The sequence below is a fragment of the Streptomyces sp. G-G2 genome (genome assembly GCF_030063135.1).
GTDB lineage: Bacteria > Actinomycetota > Actinomycetes > Streptomycetales > Streptomycetaceae > Streptomyces.
In genome coordinates, this window is the sequence record NZ_JASISO010000075.1 from 1 (window position 1) to 19870 (window position 19870).

The 19870-nt window shown below is 67.1% G+C and carries 18 protein-coding genes and 1 pseudogene; 11 read left to right on the plus strand and 8 right to left on the minus strand.

Features of this window, described 5'->3' with window-relative positions:
• Nucleotides 1-253: 253 nt before the first annotated feature.
• Both QMF80_RS35735 and QMF80_RS35740 read right to left on the minus strand, forming a co-directional pair.
• Nucleotides 254-2644: a tetratricopeptide repeat protein gene (locus QMF80_RS35735; RefSeq protein ID WP_283461212.1), complete on the minus strand. Its 2391-nt coding sequence runs from the start codon at nt 2642-2644 to the stop codon at nt 254-256.
• A 5-nt stretch (nt 2645-2649) separates the two neighbouring features.
• Entirely contained in the window at nt 2650-3090 is a 441-nt protein-coding gene (locus QMF80_RS35740; RefSeq protein ID WP_283461214.1) for a hypothetical protein, read from the minus strand.
• A gap of 277 nt (nt 3091-3367) precedes the next feature.
• Here QMF80_RS35740 and QMF80_RS35745 point away from each other — a divergent pair.
• A pseudogene (locus QMF80_RS35745) lies at nt 3368-3595 on the plus strand (Ku protein); the annotation flags it as partial.
• 440 nt (nt 3596-4035) lie between these two features.
• On the opposite strand, the gene QMF80_RS35750 reads toward QMF80_RS35745, so the two are convergent.
• Nucleotides 4036-4245, minus strand: a complete 210-nt coding sequence (locus QMF80_RS35750; protein ID WP_283461216.1) for a hypothetical protein — start codon at nt 4243-4245, stop codon at nt 4036-4038.
• 383 nt (nt 4246-4628) lie between these two features.
• Between QMF80_RS35750 and QMF80_RS35755 the strand changes: the two genes are divergently transcribed.
• A complete protein-coding gene (locus tag QMF80_RS35755) occupies nt 4629-5162 on the plus strand; it encodes a hypothetical protein (RefSeq protein ID WP_283461217.1) in 534 nt (177 codons plus the stop codon).
• 156 nt (nt 5163-5318) lie between these two features.
• Here the strand turns inward: QMF80_RS35755 and QMF80_RS35760 are convergent, their stop codons facing one another.
• Nucleotides 5319-6902, minus strand: coding sequence for a DUF8825 domain-containing protein (locus QMF80_RS35760; protein WP_283461219.1), 1584 nt, complete (start codon nt 6900-6902; stop codon nt 5319-5321).
• A 205-nt stretch (nt 6903-7107) separates the two neighbouring features.
• Here QMF80_RS35760 and QMF80_RS35765 point away from each other — a divergent pair, with 205 nt between their 5' ends.
• The gene (locus QMF80_RS35765) at nt 7108-8133 is read left to right on the plus strand and encodes an ATP-dependent DNA ligase (RefSeq protein ID WP_283461221.1); all 1026 of its coding nucleotides are present in this window, start codon (nt 7108-7110) and stop codon (nt 8131-8133) included.
• A 22-nt stretch (nt 8134-8155) separates the two neighbouring features.
• Here the strand turns inward: QMF80_RS35765 and QMF80_RS35770 are convergent, their stop codons facing one another.
• The 3 genes from QMF80_RS35770 to QMF80_RS35780 form a co-directional block, all read right to left on the minus strand.
• A complete protein-coding gene (locus QMF80_RS35770) occupies nt 8156-8827 on the minus strand; it encodes a hypothetical protein (RefSeq protein ID WP_283461223.1) in 672 nt (223 codons plus the stop codon).
• A gap of 17 nt (nt 8828-8844) precedes the next feature.
• Nucleotides 8845-9612, minus strand: a complete 768-nt coding sequence (locus tag QMF80_RS35775; protein WP_283461225.1) for a hypothetical protein — start codon at nt 9610-9612, stop codon at nt 8845-8847.
• 192 nt (nt 9613-9804) lie between these two features.
• Entirely contained in the window at nt 9805-10494 is a 690-nt protein-coding gene (locus tag QMF80_RS35780) for a GmrSD restriction endonuclease domain-containing protein (RefSeq protein WP_502962988.1), read from the minus strand.
• 864 nt (nt 10495-11358) lie between these two features.
• Here QMF80_RS35780 and QMF80_RS35785 point away from each other — a divergent pair.
• From QMF80_RS35785 to QMF80_RS35820, 8 genes are all read left to right on the plus strand, one after another.
• Entirely contained in the window at nt 11359-11487 is a 129-nt protein-coding gene (locus QMF80_RS35785; protein WP_283461229.1) for a hypothetical protein, read from the plus strand.
• Between the two features lie 50 nt (nt 11488-11537).
• Nucleotides 11538-12257 (plus strand): 2OG-Fe(II) oxygenase, encoded by a 720-nt coding sequence (locus QMF80_RS35790; RefSeq protein WP_283461231.1) that lies wholly within the window; start codon nt 11538-11540, stop codon nt 12255-12257.
• Nucleotides 12258-12262: 5 nt separating this feature from the next.
• Nucleotides 12263-13462 carry a cytochrome P450 gene (locus QMF80_RS35795; RefSeq protein WP_283461233.1) on the plus strand — a complete coding sequence of 400 codons (1200 nt, stop codon included), beginning with the start codon at nt 12263-12265 and terminating at the stop codon, nt 13460-13462.
• Complete coding sequence (locus QMF80_RS35800; RefSeq protein WP_283461235.1) at nt 13459-14832, plus strand: aldo/keto reductase; 1374 nt, start codon at nt 13459-13461, stop codon at nt 14830-14832. The genes QMF80_RS35795 and QMF80_RS35800 overlap by 4 nt, the downstream gene beginning before the upstream one ends.
• Nucleotides 14832-15422: an NAD(P)-binding domain-containing protein gene (locus tag QMF80_RS35805; RefSeq protein WP_283461237.1), complete on the plus strand. Its 591-nt coding sequence runs from the start codon at nt 14832-14834 to the stop codon at nt 15420-15422. Before QMF80_RS35800 ends, QMF80_RS35805 begins: the two co-directional genes overlap by 1 nt.
• The gene (locus tag QMF80_RS35810; RefSeq protein ID WP_283461239.1) at nt 15419-16249 is read left to right on the plus strand and encodes an SAM-dependent methyltransferase; all 831 of its coding nucleotides are present in this window, start codon (nt 15419-15421) and stop codon (nt 16247-16249) included. Before QMF80_RS35805 ends, QMF80_RS35810 begins: the two co-directional genes overlap by 4 nt.
• A 256-nt stretch (nt 16250-16505) precedes the next feature.
• Nucleotides 16506-17759, plus strand: a complete 1254-nt coding sequence (locus QMF80_RS35815) for an MFS transporter (RefSeq protein ID WP_283461241.1) — start codon at nt 16506-16508, stop codon at nt 17757-17759.
• Nucleotides 17759-18697: a methyltransferase domain-containing protein gene (locus QMF80_RS35820; RefSeq protein ID WP_283461243.1), complete on the plus strand. Its 939-nt coding sequence runs from the start codon at nt 17759-17761 to the stop codon at nt 18695-18697. Before QMF80_RS35815 ends, QMF80_RS35820 begins: the two co-directional genes overlap by 1 nt.
• A gap of 214 nt (nt 18698-18911) precedes the next feature.
• On the opposite strand, the gene QMF80_RS35825 is transcribed toward QMF80_RS35820, so the two are convergent.
• Nucleotides 18912-19634, minus strand: coding sequence for a LuxR C-terminal-related transcriptional regulator (locus QMF80_RS35825; RefSeq protein WP_283461245.1), 723 nt, complete (start codon nt 19632-19634; stop codon nt 18912-18914).
• Between the last annotated feature and the right edge of the window lie 236 nt (nt 19635-19870).

The following is a 19870-nucleotide window of genomic DNA, read 5'->3' on the forward strand; positions in this document are numbered from 1 at the left end:
GAACGTCAATGTTCACCTGTTCCAAGCAGGGACGCAGCCCGATACGGACGCTTGATGCCCTCGAGAATCGCCACACTCACCACCGGCTCCGGAGTCAACCCCCGAAGGACTTCGCGCGTCGACCACTAAGCGAGTCCGGAACGACGCTCGTGCGTTCGGTTTCGATCGCTTGTCGCGGATCTGGTCGGAGGTTCCGCGCTGCAGCTGGCGGAAGTGCATGGTGTGGCCGAGCCAGTGCTCGTAGTGTGCGATGTCATTGTTCGAAGTGCCCCCTCATCTCCTGCAGCGCGGTGTCGATGTTGTTCAGTGCCTGCGCTTCGCTGTGGCGGTCGCCGAGCTCGCGGAAGATGGTGGTGGCCTGGGTGTGGGCGTCGATCGCTTCCTCGAAGCGCCGCACCTCCCGCAGGGCGTTACCGAGGTTGTTCAGCGTCTGGCCTTCGCTGTGGCGGTCGCCGAGCTCGCGGAAGATGGTGGTGGCCTGGGTGTGGGCGTCGATCGCTTCCTCGAAGCGCCGCACCTCCCGCAGGGCAAGGCCGAGGTTGTTCAGCGTCTGGCCTTCGCCGTGGCGGTCGCCGAATTCGCGGCAGATGGCCAGGTCCTGGGTGTGGGCGTCGATCGCTTCCTCGAAGCGCCGCACCTCCCGCAGGGCAAGGCCGAGGTTGTTCAGCGTCTGGCCTTCGCTGTGGCGGTCGCCGAATTCGCGGCAGATGGCCAGGCCCTGGGTGTGGGCGTCGATCGCTTCCTCGAAGCGCCGCACCTCCCGCAGGGCAAGGCCGAGGTTGTTCAGCGTCTGGCCCTCGCCGTGGCGGTCGCCGAGCTCGCGGAAGATGGTGGTGGCCTGGGTGTGGGCGTCGATGGCCTCCTCAAAGCGCCGCACCTCCTGCAGGACGCTGCCGAGGTTGTCCAGCCCCTGGCCTTCGCCGTGGCGTTCGCCGAGCTCGCGGCAGATGGCCAGGTCCTGGGTGTGGGCGTCGATCGCTTCCTCGAAGCGCCGTACCTCCCGCAGGGCAAGGCCGAGGTTGTTCATCACCTGGCCTTCGCTGTGGCGGTCGCCGAGCTCGCGGAAGATGGTGGTGGCCTGGGTGTGGGCGTCGATCGCTTCCTCGAAGCGCCGCACCCTCTGCAGGGCCCTACCGAGGGTGCCCAGCGCCTGGCCTTCGCCGTGGCGGTCGCCGAACTCCCGGCTGATGGTGAGAGCGGTGGCGGTGAGGGTGACCTGGTCGTCGAAGTAGCGGCGGTAGTCAAGGTATCGGCTGAGATCGTAGGCGAGGGAACAGCTGATCTCTGGGTGGCCTAGAGCCGGTGCCGCGGTGGCGGTGGCGGTCAGATTGGGGTACTCGGCGTCCAGCCATTCCAGGGCCGTGGCGCGGTTGGGGAAGCGGGGGTCGCGGGGGCCCGGGAGGGTTTGCAGGTGAGTGTCGGCGGCTTGGGCGGTGTCCTGGTAGTGGGTGAAGAGGCGGGTGCGGGATATGTCGCGTTGGTCGCAGGTGGTGTGGGTGTGGCCGTGTTCGCTTGCGTAGAGGCGGACCAGGTCGTGCATGCGCCAGCGGCCCCAGACCAGTGCGGGTTCGATGAGGTGGGCTTCGGCGAGGTGTTGCAGGAGTTCTTCGGTGGCGTCGGTGTTGGTGTCGGCGAGGTGGGCGGCGGCGCCGGTGGACAGGTCGGGGCCGGGGTTGAGGGGCATAAGACGAAACAGTCGGGCCTGGCTGGCGGGCAGCTGCTGGTAGGACAGGTCGAAGGCGGCCCGTACGGCGCGGTCAGGGCGGGCCAGCTTGTCCAGCCGACTGTGCTCTGCTTGAAGGGCGGTGGCCAGGGACGCGGCGGGCCGGGTAGGGGCCGCGGCCAGAATGGCTGCGGCGATACGCAGAGCGAGGGGAAGACCAGCGCAGAGACGGGCGATCGTGGCGGCTGCCTGGGGGTTGTCCGCGATGCGGGTGTCGTGGTCGCCGCGAGCGTGGCGCAGGGCCTGGTCGAGTACGTCGGTGGAGGTGGTGTCGTTGAGGGTGTCGAGGTCGTGGAAGCGGGCATTGAGGCCATCGAGGGTGTGACGCGAGGTGACCAGGGCGGCAGTGATGCTGTCGGTGGGCAAGAGCGGTGCGGCCTGGTCGGCGGTGGAGACGTTGTCGATGACGACTAAGAGGCGCCGGTTCTCGCGGGCGTAGGCGGCCAGGACGCTGCGGTAGAGGCGTTGGCGGTCTTCCAGGCCGTTGGGTATGTGCTCACCGGGAATCGCCAGGGCGCGCAGGAGTCCTTCAAGGGCGCGTTCCGGGGTGAGGCGGCGTTCGGGGTCGTAGCCGGCGAGGTCGGTGAACAGCACTCCGCCGGGAAACCACCCCTGCCCCAGGGCCAGGGTGGCGGCCTGCACAGCGAGTTCGCTTTTACCGATACCTGCCAGGCCTGACACCGCGCTCACCAGCACCGCACCCCCGCCCCCATCGGTGGTGGGGGCCAGGGCGGCTAGGAGCTGCTCGACGTGCTGGTCTCGGCCGGTGAAGGCTGGGGCCGGTGCGGGCAGCCCTGACAGGGCCGGGGTTACAGCGGGCGGGAGCTGCACGGTGATGTCCCGGCCCTGGATGACCGCGTGGAAGAAGATCCCGCCGCTGATCGTGTTGCTCGTCGTACCGCCCTCAGTGCTGTCGGTCATCCCGGTCACCGTGCCTGGCCGGGCACGCCGTCTGCGGAAGTACCAGTGGGCGGGGGCGCGGTGGTGAAGGTCAAGTTGGTGAAATCCCGGCCCTGGACGACCGGTCCGTTGTGGGTACCGCTGGCCGTGTTCGTCACCGCCCCGCTGTCCTGGACCCAAGCGGCCCGCTCCAGCCAGGCCGCAAGACTGTCACGGAAGTCCGCATCCACAGCGGCCCGCACCGCCAACGCCATACTCAACGCCTGCGCCCGCCCCTGGTCAGCAGGCTCCTCGTCAAGCCGCTCCAGTTCCACTTCCCCGGAGCTGATGGCCAGGGCCTGCCCGCCGTCCTCCCGGCGGAACGGGCGCCGCACCACCGCACCCAGCCCCGCCCAAGCCTGCCGGCCGAGCTCACCACCAGCCCCACCCGCCAGCGCCACCAGCAGCCCAACTGTCACCGGATCCATCCCCCACCATCCCCGCCTCGAGCAATCGGACACGTGCGTTCAGTAACGCAGCGGCGCGCCGGACCGTTCCCGCCAGCCCATCGCTGATCTGTCTTCACGCCCCGCCACCCGCTTTACCGGGCTGTTTACCCGCTCTGGAGGCTGCGGACCTCCCCTGGTCAGCGCAGCCCATCCACCGGCACGAGCCCCGGCTGCCCCGTACGGACGAGCAGATCACGTGCGGTAGAGAGCGGGCGGTGCGACCCTGTATCCAGGGGGCCACGCGCGCGGAGGTTCGATGCGTCCCATCTGGTCTGGTGCGATCTCCTTCGGCCTGGTCACCATCCCGATCAAGGTGGTGCCTGCGACCGAAAGCCACGACATCAGCTTCCGGCAGATCCACACCGCCGACGGCGGCCGGATCCGCTACCGCAAGGTCTGCGAGATCGACGGCCAGGAGCTGCGCCAGGACGAGATCGCCCGCGGGTACGAGACCGCGACGGGGACCCTCATCCCCGCCGCCGACCTGCCTCGCGTCCGTACAACCATCGCGGCGCATCAGATCCCGGACCGCGAACTCGAACGCACGGTGATGGAGACCGTCAAGCTGACCGAGCGCGTAACGCAGACCACTCGCCCGAACCTGCTCCCACCGGGCAGTCTCCTTCCGCCGCCACGCCCAGGCCCCGCCCACGGCCCCCGCGGCTAGGAGCGCCGCGGCCACGGCCCAGGGATGAGCGGCCAGCCACCGCAGCGCGGAAGCCGCCAGGCTGAGCACGACCGCGGCCGCGAGAGCGGCGAAGCAGCTGCTCGAGATGCTGGTTCTTCCGCCGTCGGGGCTGGCGGCCGAAGCGCCGGACCGGACGACGACGCGCACTCACCGCCCCCTCCCAGGGTGGAAAGCGCCTACATGCCGGAGCAGGGCCAGTTGCTGTTCGGCTCGACGAGGGAGCTGACCAGGGGTGGTCACAGCTTGGCCTGGGAGACACCGTTGACGAGTTGCCCGATGAAGTGGGCGATGCCCTGGCCGACTTCGGTGGGGGCGAGCATGACGCCCAGGGCCAGGACGATGACCACGGTCATCTTCTCATCGAACCGGCTCCGGGCCTCGGTGCGACGGCGCAGCCGCAGGGCGACGATGACCACCAGCAGTACTGCCACGTTGATCGTCAGCAACTGTCCAGTCCCCCCGCCAGAACCTTCACGGGGCAGCGAACGACAGCCCCTTGGTCTTGTGTAGCTGGAGGTCAGCGCTGCTGTGGCCCAATCGCTGGGGATTGGCGGCAATGCACTGCACTGGCCAGATTCGGCAGGATCGCGTGTTCGGGGAACGTTCTTCCGCCTGCGGCCCGGGCTGGCAGTCGCTCAGGCGGCGCCCTCCTTCTTTCCCGCCGCGCGGCGGGGCCGTCCTCCGGTCACCCGGGTCGCCCCGCGTCGTCTCGTCAGGAGCCGTCATCTCGGCCTCATGCGGCCCGAGCCTCCCCGAGCTGCTTCCCGCCATCCGAGTGAGCTTTCAGGCACAGGGAAATCTGCGGTGGTGTTGGGCCGTTGGGTCTGGCGTGACGAGCTGCACGTGCGACTTCGGCACCATCTGCGGGCCGGCGATGATGGCCGCTGGCTTCCTCAGTCGCATCCAGGAACGGGAAACCGGCAAAAAGAGCCGAAGCGACGACGGGACGACCAGGAACGTGCTGGACATCCTGTCTGGCCGACTAAAGGGCAGCGGGCCAGTCCTCTTTGACTTCGCTCACTGGGCCGACGAGCTGAACGTCACCGTCGCGCGGCTACGGGAGGTGGTGACGTGGCTTGTCGGTCACCAGTTCCTCGCCCTGGAAGGAGACGTGAACGGCGTCGCCCGGTTGTGGGTGAACCCCTCCGTGGCCTTCTCCCCGTGGACAGACCCGAGGATCACCGCCGCCCGTTACCGTTTCCCTTACATCATGACGGCAGAGGGCGGGATGACCGCCGAACAGCCGGTGATCGTCCACCCCTACGACGCCGCCGGGTGGAACGAGGTCTATCAGCAGAGCCTGTCCTTGATCCATGACCCGGTTTGCTTCTCCTCCGGGGGCTGTTCGGTTCACGACTCGTAGCTGACGACGCCTGGCTCACCGACCTCCACCCGGCTGGTCGGAGTGGATGCCCTGGACTCCGCTCCGGTTGTTCCGTGGGGGAACAGGCTGATCCGCCCGGCGGAGTCACCGCGGTCCAGGAAGATCCGGGTGACCCTTGAATGCCGGCATGACGGGCTACGCCGCCTCGGTCACGTCATCGGGTTCCACCGGGCGGGTCTGCTTCTTGAGCTGCATTCGGGCGTTCACCAGGTTTTCACGCGGAACGGTCGCCCAGTGGGGGTGGTCGACGACCGTGGTTGACAGCTCCCGGAGCTCCGCCCGCATCCGTTCGACCGTTTCCTTCTGCTCGTCGCTCCAGCCGGGGCTGTCGGGGACGTCGCCGCGGTGGGAGAACCGCTCACCGCGCGTCCATCCAGCCATGGGTTCCACGCTCCAGGGCAGTTCTGCCAGGTAGGCACGGTGTTCGGCGTGGGCGCGGTGGAGGCGCTCCTGTAGTTGAAGGAGGTCGTCGGGGAATGCGGGCGCGGTAGTGGTCCCGCCTGAATCATAAATCTGTTCGATTGCTGTGGGGAAGTCGACGCTCGGGAGTGTCACCTCTTCGGGCTCCGGCTCCCCGTGGCTGGCCTCCCCCAGCGCGGGCGGCGAAGGCGCCGAGACTGCGGGGTGCGTCAGCGGCTGGGACACATGGGCGAAGGTCCCGACCGGGGGTGGCGCTGGCGCGAAGGCTCGCTGCTGAGGGATCAGAGCGGTCGGATCGGATGCGAGGGCCACTGCCGGGGCGGACTCGCCCAGGATCGTTGCGGGGCGACATGTGGGCAGGTTGGGGCTCGACTTCGAGCTGGAGTCGCCCGGCTGTGTCGGGGGCAGGACGATGACGCCCGATTGAAAGTCGGCCAGGCGGTCACAGTCCGCATCGGTCACCCAGAACCGGTCGACCTTGGTCCCCCTGAGGAACTCGACGGGAACGATCGTTCCCGCCGCCGTTCGACGCACAAGGTCGTCGAACAGCACGTCACGCGGCTTGGGAGTGACGTGCGGCTTGCCGCACCGGCGGACCCCGTCCGGGCACGGGTAGACCGCCCGCAGGTCACAGACCCAGAAGTCCAGGGCCCGGTAGCCGGAGATGACACGCAGGTCGCCGATCTTCGCGATGACATGGGCGGGCAGGTCGTTGCTCTGAGTCCACTGCGTATCGCTACGGCGAGCGTAGTCCGCCCGGTCGGTGTGCCAAGCCGGGGTGATACCCCGCTTCGCCGCTTTCGAGGCCCGAGCCTTCACGCTAGACGGCCCGTCGGCTGCGGCCGAAGACAGCTGAACCTCCCACCCGATGCGCCTTCCATCTGCACCCTCGATCAGGGTGTCGGTCTGGATGAAACTGCTGCGCCCCACGGGTGTGCGGACCTCGCAGTCACCGTCGAAGCCGCCTTCCGCAGCCGCCCGCAGAATCCGTTCCTGATACGCCTTGTGCTCATCGCTCATGGGCGCCTTGTGACGCTCCTCGTCCTCCGCACGCTCATGGACGGCTTCGCGACGGCCGTTGGCCTGCTGCCGCAAGTACATCCACGCGACCACGCCCGCGTCCCTGCAAATGCCACCGCACTGGAGCCCCCGCTCGGAGACCGGAACATTGCGCTGGGCAGCCATCCGGTCCGCCTTGTAGAGCAGGCTCCACAGGCCATCGAAGTTCTCGTGCCCGAGGTCTTCCTGCTTGAGATCGAGAAGCAACCTGTACGTGGTGTGCCAGACGATGTTGGCCACGGCGTGCCCTCCCCCTTGACGGCAATCCCTGCCTTCACGGTAGAGGGCACCTCTGACAATCCGACAGGGGTCGTTCACGCTGAGCGACGAAGCCCGCCCCGCCAGTCGAGTCCGCCCGGTCCGCCGTCTGGCGCGGCGACCCGTCATGGCTTCTTGCCCGGTTCAGGCTGGCGCCAGGCCGTCGAGCACGAAGGAGGAGCCGGGCATGGTGCTGCTGCCCCCTGTGGAACCGATGCTCGCCCAGGCCGCCGAGGCCGTACCGGGACCGGGCGTGCTGCGCAATCCCGCGTACGAGCAGAAATTTGACGGCCACCGAGCGATCCTCTTCACACCGGCCGAGCCGGGCGGGCGTGTGCTGCTCCAGACCCGGCGCGGCTCTCTCGTCCAGGACCGGTTCCCCGACGTCGTCGCGGCCGCCGTGGAGCAGCTGCCCGCCGGGTTGGTCCTGGATGGCGAACTCCTGGTGTGGGATCCGGAGGCGGGACAACTGAGCTTCGAGGGGTTGCAACGCCGGGCCGCAGCCCGCAGCGGCTCCGCCGCCACCCTCGCAGCTCGCCTGCCCGCCTACTACGTGGTCTTCGACATCCTGCAGCAGGACGGCACAGAGCTCCTTTCACTGCCTTACAGGGAGCGCCGCAGACGGTTGGAGGCGTTGTTCGCCGCCCGCTCTCTGACCGCGCCGTGGACGCTCTGTCCCATGACCACGGATGTCGCCAAGGCCCGTGAGTGGTTGGAGAACTGGACCGATGTGTCAGGCGTCGAGGGTCTCGTGGTCAAGGCCATGGGACAGCGGTACGTCACCGGGGCCAGAGCGTGGACCAAGGTCAGGAGAAGGGACACCACCGAGGCCGTGATCGGCGCCGTCACCGGCAGCCTTGCCCGGCCCCAGCTCCTCATCCTCGGCCGCCACGACGACACCGGCCGGCTGCGCACCGTGGGCCGCACCGTCCCGCTGCGCCCCGACGCGGCCCGCCAGGTCGCCGTCCAGCTGGTCCCGGCCGCTCCGGGGCACCCGTGGGAGGGCGTGAGATTCGCCGCGTCGTGGGGCAGCAAGGACGTCTTGGACGCGGTCCTGGTCCGCCCTGAGATGGTGGCCGAAGTCAGCGCCGATCGGTCCATCGATCGCGGCGGCGTATACCGGCATCCCCTCAGGTTCCGGCGGCTGCGCCTGGACGTGGGAGTGGAGGACGTTCCGCCGTTCGGGCAGGGCCCTGCGGCTGCCGCCGACTAGCACCACCCGCCCGGCTCTGCATTCAGGCGCGGTCGGGCCGTTCCGGCTGGCATTTGCCGCAGAGTTTGAAGCGCTCGCCGCCCTTCGGACCGGTGCGTTCCGCGATCCAGGAGGCGGCCTCATGTCGGGCAAACACGGTGCGCCCCTCGCAGGGGATGCTCTCGCATTCGTCGTGTGTGAACCAGTGGAGATGCCGGTCGTACTCGTCGGGGTTGGTCTCGCCCGACTCCGTGAACAGGCCGCCGCGGGAGGCGCCCAAGGCTTTCACTTCCCGACAGTCGATCCGATGGAGTGCGGACCGGGTGGCAGCCCATGGGTGGGCTGTCTGGTCGCGGTACCGCTCGCGTTGCACAAGCACCTCGTGGAGGCGGCGGTCGAACTCCGGTTTCCGGGCGACGCACTCGTCGCAGTCGCCGAAGCAGCGGGCGGCGGCACGCTTGACGGGGTCGGCTTCCTCCGGGTCGCAGGCGAGCACGACCTTCTCCGCCAGTGAACCGAGGACGACGCGGGCCTTTTCGGCCGTGAGCTCGCCGGCGACGACCTTGTCCAGGAGGGCGAGGAGGGCGGGTACTTCTACAGCGGTCCCCCAGCCTTCGAGGTGGCGCCGTTCCCTGGGGTAGTCGCCGCCCCAGGTGAAGCGGATGTTCTTGATCGGCTCGTCGCCGATGTTGAGGGCCGCGTGCCTCGTCTGCACAGTCTCTGTCTTCCTGGTCAGGAGGTCTCGTCGAGCTTGGCCCGGATCAGTGCCAGGAGGTGTTGGGGGTGCGCGGTGCTGTCGGTCGACCCGAGTTCGTTCCATCCGGTGTTGCCGCTGTCCTCCAGCACCTCGCCGTCTTCCTCGCGTACGAGATTCCAGCAGCAATTGCCCCAGTGGAAGTTCCACCCCTGACCTCGATGCTCGAACCGGATCTCGCACCCGCACCCGAGCCCTCGGTCGTCCTCGATGTATTCGCCAGGGCCGTGGTTCTCCGTCACCTTGGCGGCGGGACCGAGAAGGGCAGCGACGACGGTGAGCGTCTCGTGCGCGTCGGCGGGCAGCCGGGAGAGGTCCGGGCCCGCATTCAGGGAGTTCACGACGCCAGGGCCGAAGCCGCAGGTGAAGGCGACGGCTGCCGCGGCGTTCCTCAGGTGGGCATCCGCTTCCGCGGTGAACGCGGTCTCGCGGCGGTCCTCGGCGTGCTGGAGTAGACGACGGAGCGACTCGAAGGCGTCCGTTGTCGCGTTGAGCTGGGCGAACAGGGCGGAGGCGACAACGGCAGCTTGTTGCGGGGTGTAGAGAGCCCAGTCGGATTCCAGGGCGCCACGCAGCCTCTCGGAAGCTTCCGCTCCGACGATGGCCAGGGCAATCGTGTCTGCAGGATCTTGACAGCCGCTCTCCGTGAAGCTCGCAAGGCCACTGCAGGCCTCTGTGACGGCGTTCCTGGTCTTGGGCTCCTCGTACCTCTTCCAGAGCGTGCGCCACTGCTCGGGACCCGTCATGAATGCGTCTCCTCCTCTTGGCAACTGCGCCGGGACTCACCGCCGCAGCCCATGGCGATCTTCGACTTGCTCCACTCCGCGTGCAGCTACTCAGCCTCAACGAGCGGGTCCGAAGCGCCGGAACCGTCACGGGGCGCTCGGCTACCAGCGACGAGACGGTGCTCCAGGCCGCCGGGCCTAATGGGTGCAGCTTCAGGAACAGGTGCCGAGCATGGTGGTCAGCTGATCGCGCTCGGGTTCGGTGACGGCGAGCTGGTAGGTGTACTTGATGTGCGTCCACGCGCGGGAGTACGTGCACCAATAGGCGCGGGACGGCGGACTCCACTGGTCAGGGCTCTGGTCCCCCTTCGACCGGTTCGATGCCGCGGACACCGTGAGGAGCTGCGGGCCCTCGAGGTCATTCGCGAACGACTTCCTCCTCGCCGTGTCCCACAGGTCAGCGCCGCTTCGCCAGGCGTTGGCGAGGGGGACGATGTGGTCGATGTCCACCTGGCTCGCGCTTGTCAGCACCTTGTCGTCGTACGGGCTGACCCAAGTGCCGGATACGGCCCGGCACTCCGAGTCGCGCTGGACGTCCTGGCCGTCGCGGGCCAGGACGACTTCACGGGTGTCGCACCGCTCACCTTGCTGCGCCCAGTGCGGGAACTTCGCCCGGCTGTAGCCGGTCATCGAGTGCGGGGCCTCCACCATCAGCTCCGTCAGCTCCGCCCGGGCGACAGCTGCGGACGGCGCCTCCGGAAGATCCCTCCGCACCACAACCACGGTCGCAACAGCAGCCGGGGCCGCGGCCGCGGTCGATTGGGCAGTGGTCGCGGCGGTGGCGGGAGCGGTGGTGAGCAGGGGCAGCGCGGCGAGGGTGAGCGCGGGCAGACCGCGCGTCATCAGAGGTTTGATCACACGGGTTGGTGTAGCGGTCCTGTTCCCGGCCTGCCCACGGCCTCGGGAGGCACCTCACCCGGCTGGGTGTACGGGTTCACCGGGGAAACGATCCCGCCGCGGCCGGTACTGACGCACACTCCTGTCGGGTACACATCGAGAGCCCTGTCCGCTGGCCCAGCAGGTGCCCACGGCCCGATGCTCTTCGTGAAGTGCAGCCAGGCGCTGAGCGCTGCCTGCAGGTCGATCACCGCCAATTGTCCGCGCACAATTGGCACCCCCCCCGCGGCGGGGTCTACCGCGCGTCGTGCGGGCGCGCGGGATGCAACCGCTCCAGTACGGGCTGCGGAGGAAGCCCCCAGGAAGGACTGACGATCACCGGCATACTCTCCAGCCACCCGCCTTCATCGACAGTCCGGGGGCCCGGCGATTCATACGGCAGGGTGTGCACGTCCAGTCGGTCCAGTGCGTCCTGGAGGCGGGGTGAGGGCCACATCGTCGGCATCTGGATGCGGATACCCCGTGAGGCGGACCTGCATCATCTCCACGGGCTCTGCCACCATGTGGGCATGGGGTGTGTGCAGAGCGAGCCCCAGTCAGTCGGCCTTGAGAGCCAGGCGCTCTCCGTCGAACGTGAGCTGGTAGTGGCCGGTGTCCGGCACGGCCCCGGTGATGATCTGGTTGGGCGCCTCCCTGTGCGTACACCTGCGGGTCCTGATCGGCAGCTGCCATATGGCAGTGAGTTGCCTGGCACCTTGACGCCTATCGATACCCCGTGACATCGGCATCACCATCGAGGATTCTTATTCCTGAGAGGGGCGCCACCAGGAAGGTGGCGCACCGCCACAACTCCGGGAAGAGGTATCACAGATGCACGAGAACGCGATTATTGAGCACGAGGTCCGGACCATCGAAATCTCCGACGAGCAGATCGAGGCTCTGAGCTGGCCGCGCTGCCTTTCGGCGATTCCGGCGGACGTCCTGGCACGGATTTCCTAACCTCACGGAATGACGCTTGAAGGCGTCCTGCCTCGGAAGGATTATTCCTGATGCGTGTCACCTACAGTGACAGCACCTGTCTGGTGGTGGATGACTTTCTTGATCAGGACGCCTTCGGGGGTTTGAGCAAGAGTGTTCAGTACATTAATTATTCTTCTATTCATGACTCCGGCTGGAATAAGCCCTATGGTCCGCCGGGACTCCCGATCATTCAGAGCGCGGGGGTGCTGCGCGGTGAGAAGGAGACGACGCCTCCGGGCCTGAAACCGATCGGTTCGTTCGTTGAGGACCTGCGCAACGCGCAAACGCCTCTGAGTGATGGGCCAGGCTCGGGTGTGGTTGGGAGTCGCATCCTGACGGGGAAAGTGGTGGCCATGGGAGCCGGTGCTGGTCTCTTCTGGCATGCAGACACCGATCAGGTAAGCGGAGCGTACATCTTCTATCTGCATCCACGTTGGGATTCGTCCTGGGGCGGCGAGCTCATGGTCATGGACGGAAAGTCCCAGCTCGGAGTCTCCACTCAGGCCCGGGCGGCGCTCAGCGACAGCGGCCGACCGGACTACGAGGCCGTCGGTGCCGTGATCGGCCCGGACTTTCGCGCCGATCCGGCCGAGGAGCGGCGCATGCACATCGGCAGCGGACGCTTCTACGCCGCGCGCCCCAACCGTCTCGTAATTCTCAGTGGCCAGGTGGAGCACCGCGTCAATCCGGTTCTCCCGGCAGCCGGTGACAATTTTCGCTGCAGCGTCGTCGGATTTGCAATCAAATGACACTCGTGGCGCAGTACAGTCATCTGCCAGTTTTCGACCCCACCGAAGATCCCGGTGATGTGTTCGCGGAAACCGCCTATCAGGCTCTCAAATCCGCACCTCCCATCGCGCGTACATCGCGTGGAGATTTTCTGGTGACCGGCCACCCCGAGGCAGTTCGGGTTCTCCGCGACCCACACGCCGAGCCGCGATTCGACTATCAGACCACGGGAAGTCCGTGGAACCAGCTCGCGGAACGGTTCTTCGTCTTCCTGGACGGGTCTGTGCATCGGCGCCTGCGGTCGGCGTTCGACGCAGAATTCACGCGCCGGGCACTTGATAGCGCGCCCCTTTCAGAGCTAAGTGACCGTCGCGCTGCAGCGTTCATGACACAGCTCGCTGGGAAGGGTACGGCTGACGTCATCACGGATTTCGCCGTCCCCTGCACGGTGGAGATTCTCTGCAGTGTTCTTGGCATCGCGGACGAGGCAGTCGCAAATGTGGTGGACCTCGCTGCCCGTGTTCGTTCGACCGGGGACCAGGACAAGCGCTTCCTCGACCGGGTGGCTTCCGAACTGGAATCGGTAACGGATGCCCTTATGGGGGCAGCCTGCATCAATCAGCGCATGCTGACACGGATCGAGGAGGCGTGCGGGAAGGACGGTGCCCTCGTGCGGGCGACTGTGTCTCTGCTGCTTCTGGCCGGGTTCGAGACCAGCGCCAACCTGTTCGCGAACATCGCGTTCGCGCTCCTGTGGGACCCGCGCCGCGTGCGGGCTCTCGTCGGAGCGGGGCCCGAAGTCCTGCCCACCGCTGTGGAGGAGTTGCTGCGCCTGTATTCCCCGGCCCATGTGGTGGCCCGCATCGCGCGCCAGCCCATCGAGGTGGGCGGAACCGTGCTGCCGGAGGGAGCGCGTATCGCTGTGTTCCTACGGCTGTGCAACACGGATACCCGTGTCTTCGCCGACTCTCACTTGATGGACCTGCGCAGGAGCCCCAACCCGCACCTCAGTTTCTCCCACGGTCGGCACTACTGCCTGGGAGCAACATTGGCGCGCATGGAGATGGGGACCATGCTCCAGGCCCTCATGCCGTACCTCACCCGCCTGGACCTTGCTGGATCCGCTCCCGAGTGGACCGAACAGGCCCTGGGACGCTCACTCATCACCCTCCCTGTCCGGCTGAGGACACCGGACACCGACGCATCCTTCGGAGCTGGGCCGTGAACGTCGCCACGCACGTCACCATCGGCAATTTGCGACCGGTCCACCGCATCGGACTGGGCGGCAACAAGTTCTGCGGTCCCGGTATCTGGGGTCCCCCGCGTGATGTCGAGGCCACGGTCACCGCAGTGCGTGTGGCCTGTGACAGCGGAGTCGAGCTCATCGACACTGCGGGCTCCTACGGTCCCGGCTGGTCCGAGGAGATCATCGGCCGGGCGCTGGGGGGAAGGGCCGATCCGCCACTGGTCGCAACCAAGGTGGGGAAGCACCGCGGACCCGACCAGAGCTGGATTGTCGACGCCACACCGAACAGACTCATCGAGGAGATCCATGCATCGCTCGCCCGCCTGCAGCGGGAGCGTCTCGACCTTGTGCAACTGCATGGTGTCGATCGCCAGGTGCCGCTCGACGAATCGCTCGGCGTTCTGTGGGACCTGCGTGCCAAGGGCGACATCGGTGAGGTAGGTGTCTGCAATGTGTCGGCCGAGCAGCTGACACAGGCTCTGGGTACCGGGCCCGTGGCCTCGGTGCAGAACCGGTTGTCTCCGCAGCAGGTGGACCCGTCCACGCTCGCGGTACTGGACACGGCCGCTACCGCCGGAATCGCCTTCCTGGGGCACCAGCCGTTCGACCACGGGCGTGTTTTCCTGTCGGATGTCCTGGGGCACGTACCGCACCGAATGGGGCGCAGTGCCCCTGGGCAACTGCTGTTGCGACTGCTTCTGGAACTGGGGCCCCACGTTGTTCCCCTGCCCGGCTCGGGCGACGTGGCACATATTCGGGCCAATCTCGGTGCGCTGCAACTCGCTCTGACAGAGCCTGAACTGATCGCTCTCCTCCACGAGCTGCCAGCTTCAGCGGTGTTCCGTGAGCGGATCACGAGCGGCCGAGGTGCCACTGGCAGCCTGCCGCCTCGGCTGGGCACGGCCCCGCGCACGACCCTCGAGGTGCCGCAACAGCAGATATCCCAGAACGGGGACCCCCGGGCCCGCGACGAACTCATCCGTCGCGCGGAACAGCTGTCCGGAGTCCGCGTCCAGCGCACGCTCCTGGCGATCCCTGGCAGTGTCGCCTTCCACATGACCGACGAGCCGGTGGAGGGCGCGCTGATGGCCGGGACGGAGTTCTTGCACTTCCACCCGCCCCACGACGGCTCTCTGCACGCTGTCTTCAGTCCCGAGGACCATGCCGAATTGCTCACCAAGGGGTGGGCGATCCCCCATCTCCTCGTCCGGTACATCGTTCACGAACGGTCACTCATGATCTGGGCACCGCGAGATGCGGCCGAGCTAGAGGTCTGCTGGCACATCGTCCAACGCGCTCATCGGTACGCCATGTCGGTCACGAGCCGCCAGGAAGCCGGGGCCCGGTGATGAATGTCGGCATCATCGGCGCCGGCACCTTCGGGTTGGCCCTCGCGGCTCGTTCGGCACGTCACGGGATAAAGGTGCGGGCAACGAGTCGGGATCTGGACCGCGCGGCCGCACGCGCACGCGCTCATCCCGAACTGGCCGAGTCCTCCTCCTTCCTCACCAGTATGGCCGAGCTCCTGGGAGCGAGTGACCTGCTGGTACTGGCACTCCCCCACCCCGTCGCAGTACGTCTCAGCCAACGCTTCCCCGCCTTCGCCGCGGGACGGACGGTCATCGATGCGACCAACCCGTGGAGCGCGGAGCCGAGCGCCCCCTTCACTTTCGGGGCGGGCTGCCTCGACATAACCCGCGCCCTGCCCTACGCGCAGGTCGTCAAGGCGTTCAACACCCTGAGCGTCGAGAACCTGCTGTCCGACGCGGTCAGCACTGTCCCCTACGCCACGGACGAGGCCGCAGCCGCCGAGGTCGTCGAGGCCTTTGCGCGCCGCCTCGCACTGCACCCGGTGCCCGTGGGGCCGCTCGTTCACGCCACCCACTTGGAAAGTTCAGCCTTCATCCGTCATCTGATCTCAAAGGAGTCGACGTCATGACCTCTACAGCACACGAGCGGTCCACCAACGGCACGCGCCGGATCATCGTTGTGGGGACCGGAATGCTGTCGCCCCGCGACATCACGGCTGCAGGAGTGGAAGCCATTCGTTCGGCCGACGTCGTCGTCTACTCGGCCACCTGGCCCGGTATCAAGCAGTGGCTGTCGAGCCTGGGCGGACGACAGATCATGGACATCTCCCACCTCTACCAGCTCAACGGAGTCGACTCGGACAACTACGACGCTATCCTTCACTCCCTGCTTGACCTGTCTCGTGAACACGAAAGCGTCACCTATCTGGTGCCGGGCACGCCGCACCTCGGCGTGTCGAACACCAGCGCTCTCGTGCAGCTGGCGCGAGATACCGCCGACCTGGTGGTCGAGGTGGTACCCGGCGTCTCCAGCTTCGACACCATTGCCACGGATCTGGACGTCGACTACCTCTCCCGTGGTACGACCGTCATCGACTCCAACCGCCTGTTGATGTACCGGGTGAAGCTCGACCCCACCTTGGGCGTACTGATCTACCATCCCGCCTCGGTCGGCAACGCCCGCGTCGACTACGAGGAGCCGTGGAGGTCGAACAACTTGGCACTGCTGCAGGACTACCTGCTGAGTACCTTCGACGCACAGCACCCCTACTACGCCGTGCTCTCGGCCTCGGCCCCCGGCCGCAGCGCGGAGGTCACCCGGGGAGAGCTGGGCCAGCTGGCTGCCGACGCCCGGGTCTTCCAGTACGGCTCCTCAATGTATCTTCCCCCGTCCACGGACTTCGACCTGGACAAAGAGTTCGTCCGCCGCCTCACGCAGACCATGGCCCCCGCGTAGTCGCAAACCGGCCCCCTCCGCCTGCCTGCGGCCAGGATCAGGCCGCAGGACCGCAGTTGCGAGAACAACTTCCGGGACCCGTGTCCACCACCGTTGCCCCACCCACCAGGAACCGAGCCAGCGTGCACCTGCGCCCCCAAAACGGTCGTGCCGCAACGAAAACCTTCGGCCAGCAGCGCACCCAACTCGTTCGCTGGCCCTGAAGAGACGCCTGTAGCGTCACGGCACGACCGCGCAAGCTCATGGGAGAAAGACGATGTCAGACTCGACGCACGACCAAGCAGCCTGGCTCAGATTCCGGCAATTGTGGGCATCCACAGCCACGTCGAACCTGGCCGACGGAATGCTGCTGTCCGCCACACCACTGGTCGCCCTGACCCTCACCCGCGACCCACTGGCAATCACCACAATCACCGCCATGCAGTACCTGCCATGGCTGCTGCTCTCGATACCGCTGGGGACACTGGCAGACCGCGTCGACCGCGTACTCCTGCTCCGCATAGCAAGCATCACCCGCGCCGTCGGCGTCGGCTTGCTGGCCTTAGCCCTGGCCACCGGACATGTGCACATCGTCATGCTCTACGCCTTGTCGTTCCTGTTCGGCCTCGCCGAGACTCTCTACGACAACACCTCTTCGGCACTGGTGCCCAGCCTCGTCGAGGACCATCAGCTCGAACGGGCTAACGGCCGGCTCTACGCGACCTACACCGTGGCCAATAGCTTCGTCGGCCCCCCGCTGGGCGGCGGCCTCTTCGCACTCGCCGTCGCCGCTCCCTTCGCCTTGGGCGCGGCCGGCTATGCCGTGGCGGCACTCCTCTTGGTCGTGCTCCCCCTTACAAGCAGCAAGCGGGCATCCGGCAGACCCCCGACCACCTTCACCGAAGACCTTAAGGCGGGAGTGCGTGGCTTCACTGGCGAGCCTCTACTCATCAGCCTGTGTGTCCTGTTCGGCGTCGGCAACCTGGCAAGCTCGGCCGCCTACAGCCTCCTGTCCCTGACCGTGGTCGAACGTCTGGGCGCGAGCCCTTCCGTTTTCGGTCTCATCCTGGCCGGTGGCGCGATCGGGGCCTTCCTCGGCGGCGTGTACGGCGACCGCATCGGCAAGCTCACACGCCCCGGTACGACCCTGCTGTGGACCACCGTCGTGTCCGGCGTGGCGGTCGCCGCTGTGGGACTCGCCGACCACCCCATCGTTCTCAGCGCCTTGATGGCGGTGGACGGGTTCGTCGTGGTGACCCAGTCGGTCGTCGGCGTAAGCCTGCGGGCCCGGCTCATCCCGGACCACATGCTCGGTCGCGTCACCGCTGTCTTCCGCACGCTGTCGACCGGCGCTTCCACCCTGGGAGCAGTGTTGGGCGGTCTCCTGGCCAGCGCAGTCGGATTGCAGTGGCCCTTCATCATCGTCGGTGCCGTCGTCGTCGCTCTCGGGCCGAGTGTCTTCCACTGGCTCAGCAACACCCGCATCGAGGCAACGCTTCCTGCCAAGCGCACGATTGAGGAGAAAATCTGATGTTCGAGGCGCATCACCACGCACGCATGCTCGCAGACGCCACTCGGCTGACCGCGTTCTACGACGCCATGGTGGAGGTGCTCGCAGACAGTGATCGTGTCCTCGACGCCGGAACGGGCACGGGCATCCTGGCGGCCATGGCCTCTCAGCTGACCGCGGGAACGGTCATCGGAGTCGAGTACCTCAAGGACACGGCGGCCTTTGCGAAGCAGGCCCTGCAGGCATCGCATCTCGACCGCGTCGAAGTCGTGCAGGGCAACGCGGCCCAGGCGGACATCGGCACGCCTCCCGATGTCGTCGTGTCGGAAACGATTGGTGCCCTCGGTCCAGAGGAGAACATCGTGGGCCTGACCCACGCCCTGCGCCAGCGCTACCCCGGCATACGCGCCTTCATCCCCTCACGGCTCCGTGTCCTGGCGGAACCGGTAGTCTCCGCGGAGGCGGACGCTCTTCGCGCCAGCATCCTAGGAACGTTCATGCGGGAGCAACCAGGCGGATTGTCGTTCACGTCTGTGCTGCCGCAGGCGGAGTACGCGTTGGGAACCCAGATCGTCACCGCAAGCCTGAGTGACACGACCTCGGCGGGCCCTGCCCGGACATTGGTCGAGTACGACCTGGGCACCACACCGGAGGCCGATTTCAGCCAGACTCTGTTCATCGGCGACTCCCCGGCCAACGCTGTGCACCTTTACTTCGAGGCGTCTCTGTCCCCGGCCGTCACACTCAGCAGCCACCGTGCCGCAGCATTCACGCACTGGGGCCACTCGTATATCGTCCGCCCGTCAAACGCCTCCGCAGTCACAATCGGCTACCACCACTCCGACCGGCGTTTCACCTGCCACTGGTACAGCACCACCGCGTCCGACGAACCGCACGCGATGTCAGCGGCCGCCGACGGAACGAACGTCACCCATGCGGCCGAGCCGCTGACGGTGTGACAACCATCCGTCTGTTCATCCGAGGCTAGTGTCAACGGCAGCCACGAACCGCCGCCCCCCGTACGGCACACTGGGGCTGCGGGCCTTGGGCCCCCGCCCCGCCTCTGGTGCGGAGGAGTTCAGGGGCGGGCAGTGGCCCCGCGCCATGGGACCGTACCCGAGCTGGTGCCGCGCGCTACCGCCCGCTCTGGCGGTGGCCGCACGCATCCGGGACTCAGATCCAGCCGCGTTTCGTGGCCTGGACACCGGCCTGGAACCGGCTCGTGGCCTCAAGGCGGTCCATCAACGAAGCCATCATGCGACGGATCGTGCGCAACGACACCGACAGTGCCCGCGCGGCCACCTCATCCGTTTCACCAGCAGTGATGATCTCCAGCAGCTGACGCTCCATCGGGTTAAGGCCGTGGTCGTCCTCCTGAGCCGACTCACCAAACGGAGTCGCGGCGTTCCAGAGCTGCTCGAAGAGGGCCTGGGCAAGCGCCACGACACCAGGACTGCGGACCTCGAGGGCACCGTCCCGGGGCTGTTTCGGGTTCAAGGGAAGAACCGCGGTCTTCCGATCGACCACGACCATCTGCAGCGGCACGATCGGTACGGTTCGCATCTGCCCACCGCGCTCCGTGAGCCAGCGTACATAGGCGAGTGTGTCGCTGTCATTGCGGAAGCTGTCCCGGCATATTGCTCGAATAGCAACGCCCCTCCGCAGTGCTTCCTCGTTGAGAGGCGCAGCCACATCTCTGGCATCCGGCCGGTGGGCACCGCCCGGATTGAGTGATAGGCACTCGAACTGCGCTGACCGTTGCAATTCCTCCAAACGAGATCGAACGGCATCGATTCCCTGCAGGACGACGGTCCCGTCTCCGCTCTGCTCCAACTGGTGATCGGCGGCTATCGCGGCTATCGCGGCACGCGCCGCCTCCACCTGCGCCTGCTGCATTGCCACGTCCGCTTCCATCGAAGCGAGAAGCGAAGCCAGACCGACGCTCGGACTCACCGGCCACACGTCCCCCGCCGCGTCGGCCGACGGACGCAGCAGTGCCAACGCCCCTAGATGAATGAGTCCAAGGGATGACCTGCGGACATAGGACGAGGGCATCCAGAGTCTGTGTGTGAAGACCGACTTGGACACCCTCGCCACAGCACTCTATGCCCGGATCGACGACGAGTTGAAGG

Bases quoted from the DNA above. Each gene is read 5' to 3' on its own strand.
- QMF80_RS35735 (WP_283461212.1), bottom strand. From the start codon at position 2,644: ATGACCGACAGCACTGAGGGCGGTACGACGAGCAACACGATCAGCGGC.
- QMF80_RS35740 (WP_283461214.1), bottom strand. From the start codon at position 3,090: ATGGATCCGGTGACAGTTGGGCTGCTGGTGGCGCTGGCGGGTGGGGCT.
- QMF80_RS35765 (WP_283461221.1), top strand. From the start codon at position 7,108: ATGGTGCTGCTGCCCCCTGTGGAACCGATGCTCGCCCAGGCCGCCGAG.
- QMF80_RS35775 (WP_283461225.1), bottom strand. From the start codon at position 9,612: ATGACGGGTCCCGAGCAGTGGCGCACGCTCTGGAAGAGGTACGAGGAG.
- QMF80_RS35780 (WP_502962988.1), bottom strand. From the start codon at position 10,494: ATGACGCGCGGTCTGCCCGCGCTCACCCTCGCCGCGCTGCCCCTGCTC.
- QMF80_RS35785 (WP_283461229.1), top strand. From the start codon at position 11,359: ATGCACGAGAACGCGATTATTGAGCACGAGGTCCGGACCATCGAAATC.
- QMF80_RS35790 (WP_283461231.1), top strand. From the start codon at position 11,538: ATGCGTGTCACCTACAGTGACAGCACCTGTCTGGTGGTGGATGACTTT.
- QMF80_RS35805 (WP_283461237.1), top strand. From the start codon at position 14,832: ATGAATGTCGGCATCATCGGCGCCGGCACCTTCGGGTTGGCCCTCGCG.
- QMF80_RS35810 (WP_283461239.1), top strand. From the start codon at position 15,419: ATGACCTCTACAGCACACGAGCGGTCCACCAACGGCACGCGCCGGATC.
- QMF80_RS35815 (WP_283461241.1), top strand. From the start codon at position 16,506: ATGTCAGACTCGACGCACGACCAAGCAGCCTGGCTCAGATTCCGGCAA.
- QMF80_RS35820 (WP_283461243.1), top strand. From the start codon at position 17,759: ATGTTCGAGGCGCATCACCACGCACGCATGCTCGCAGACGCCACTCGG.
- QMF80_RS35825 (WP_283461245.1), bottom strand. From the start codon at position 19,634: ATGCAGCAGGCGCAGGTGGAGGCGGCGCGTGCCGCGATAGCCGCGATA.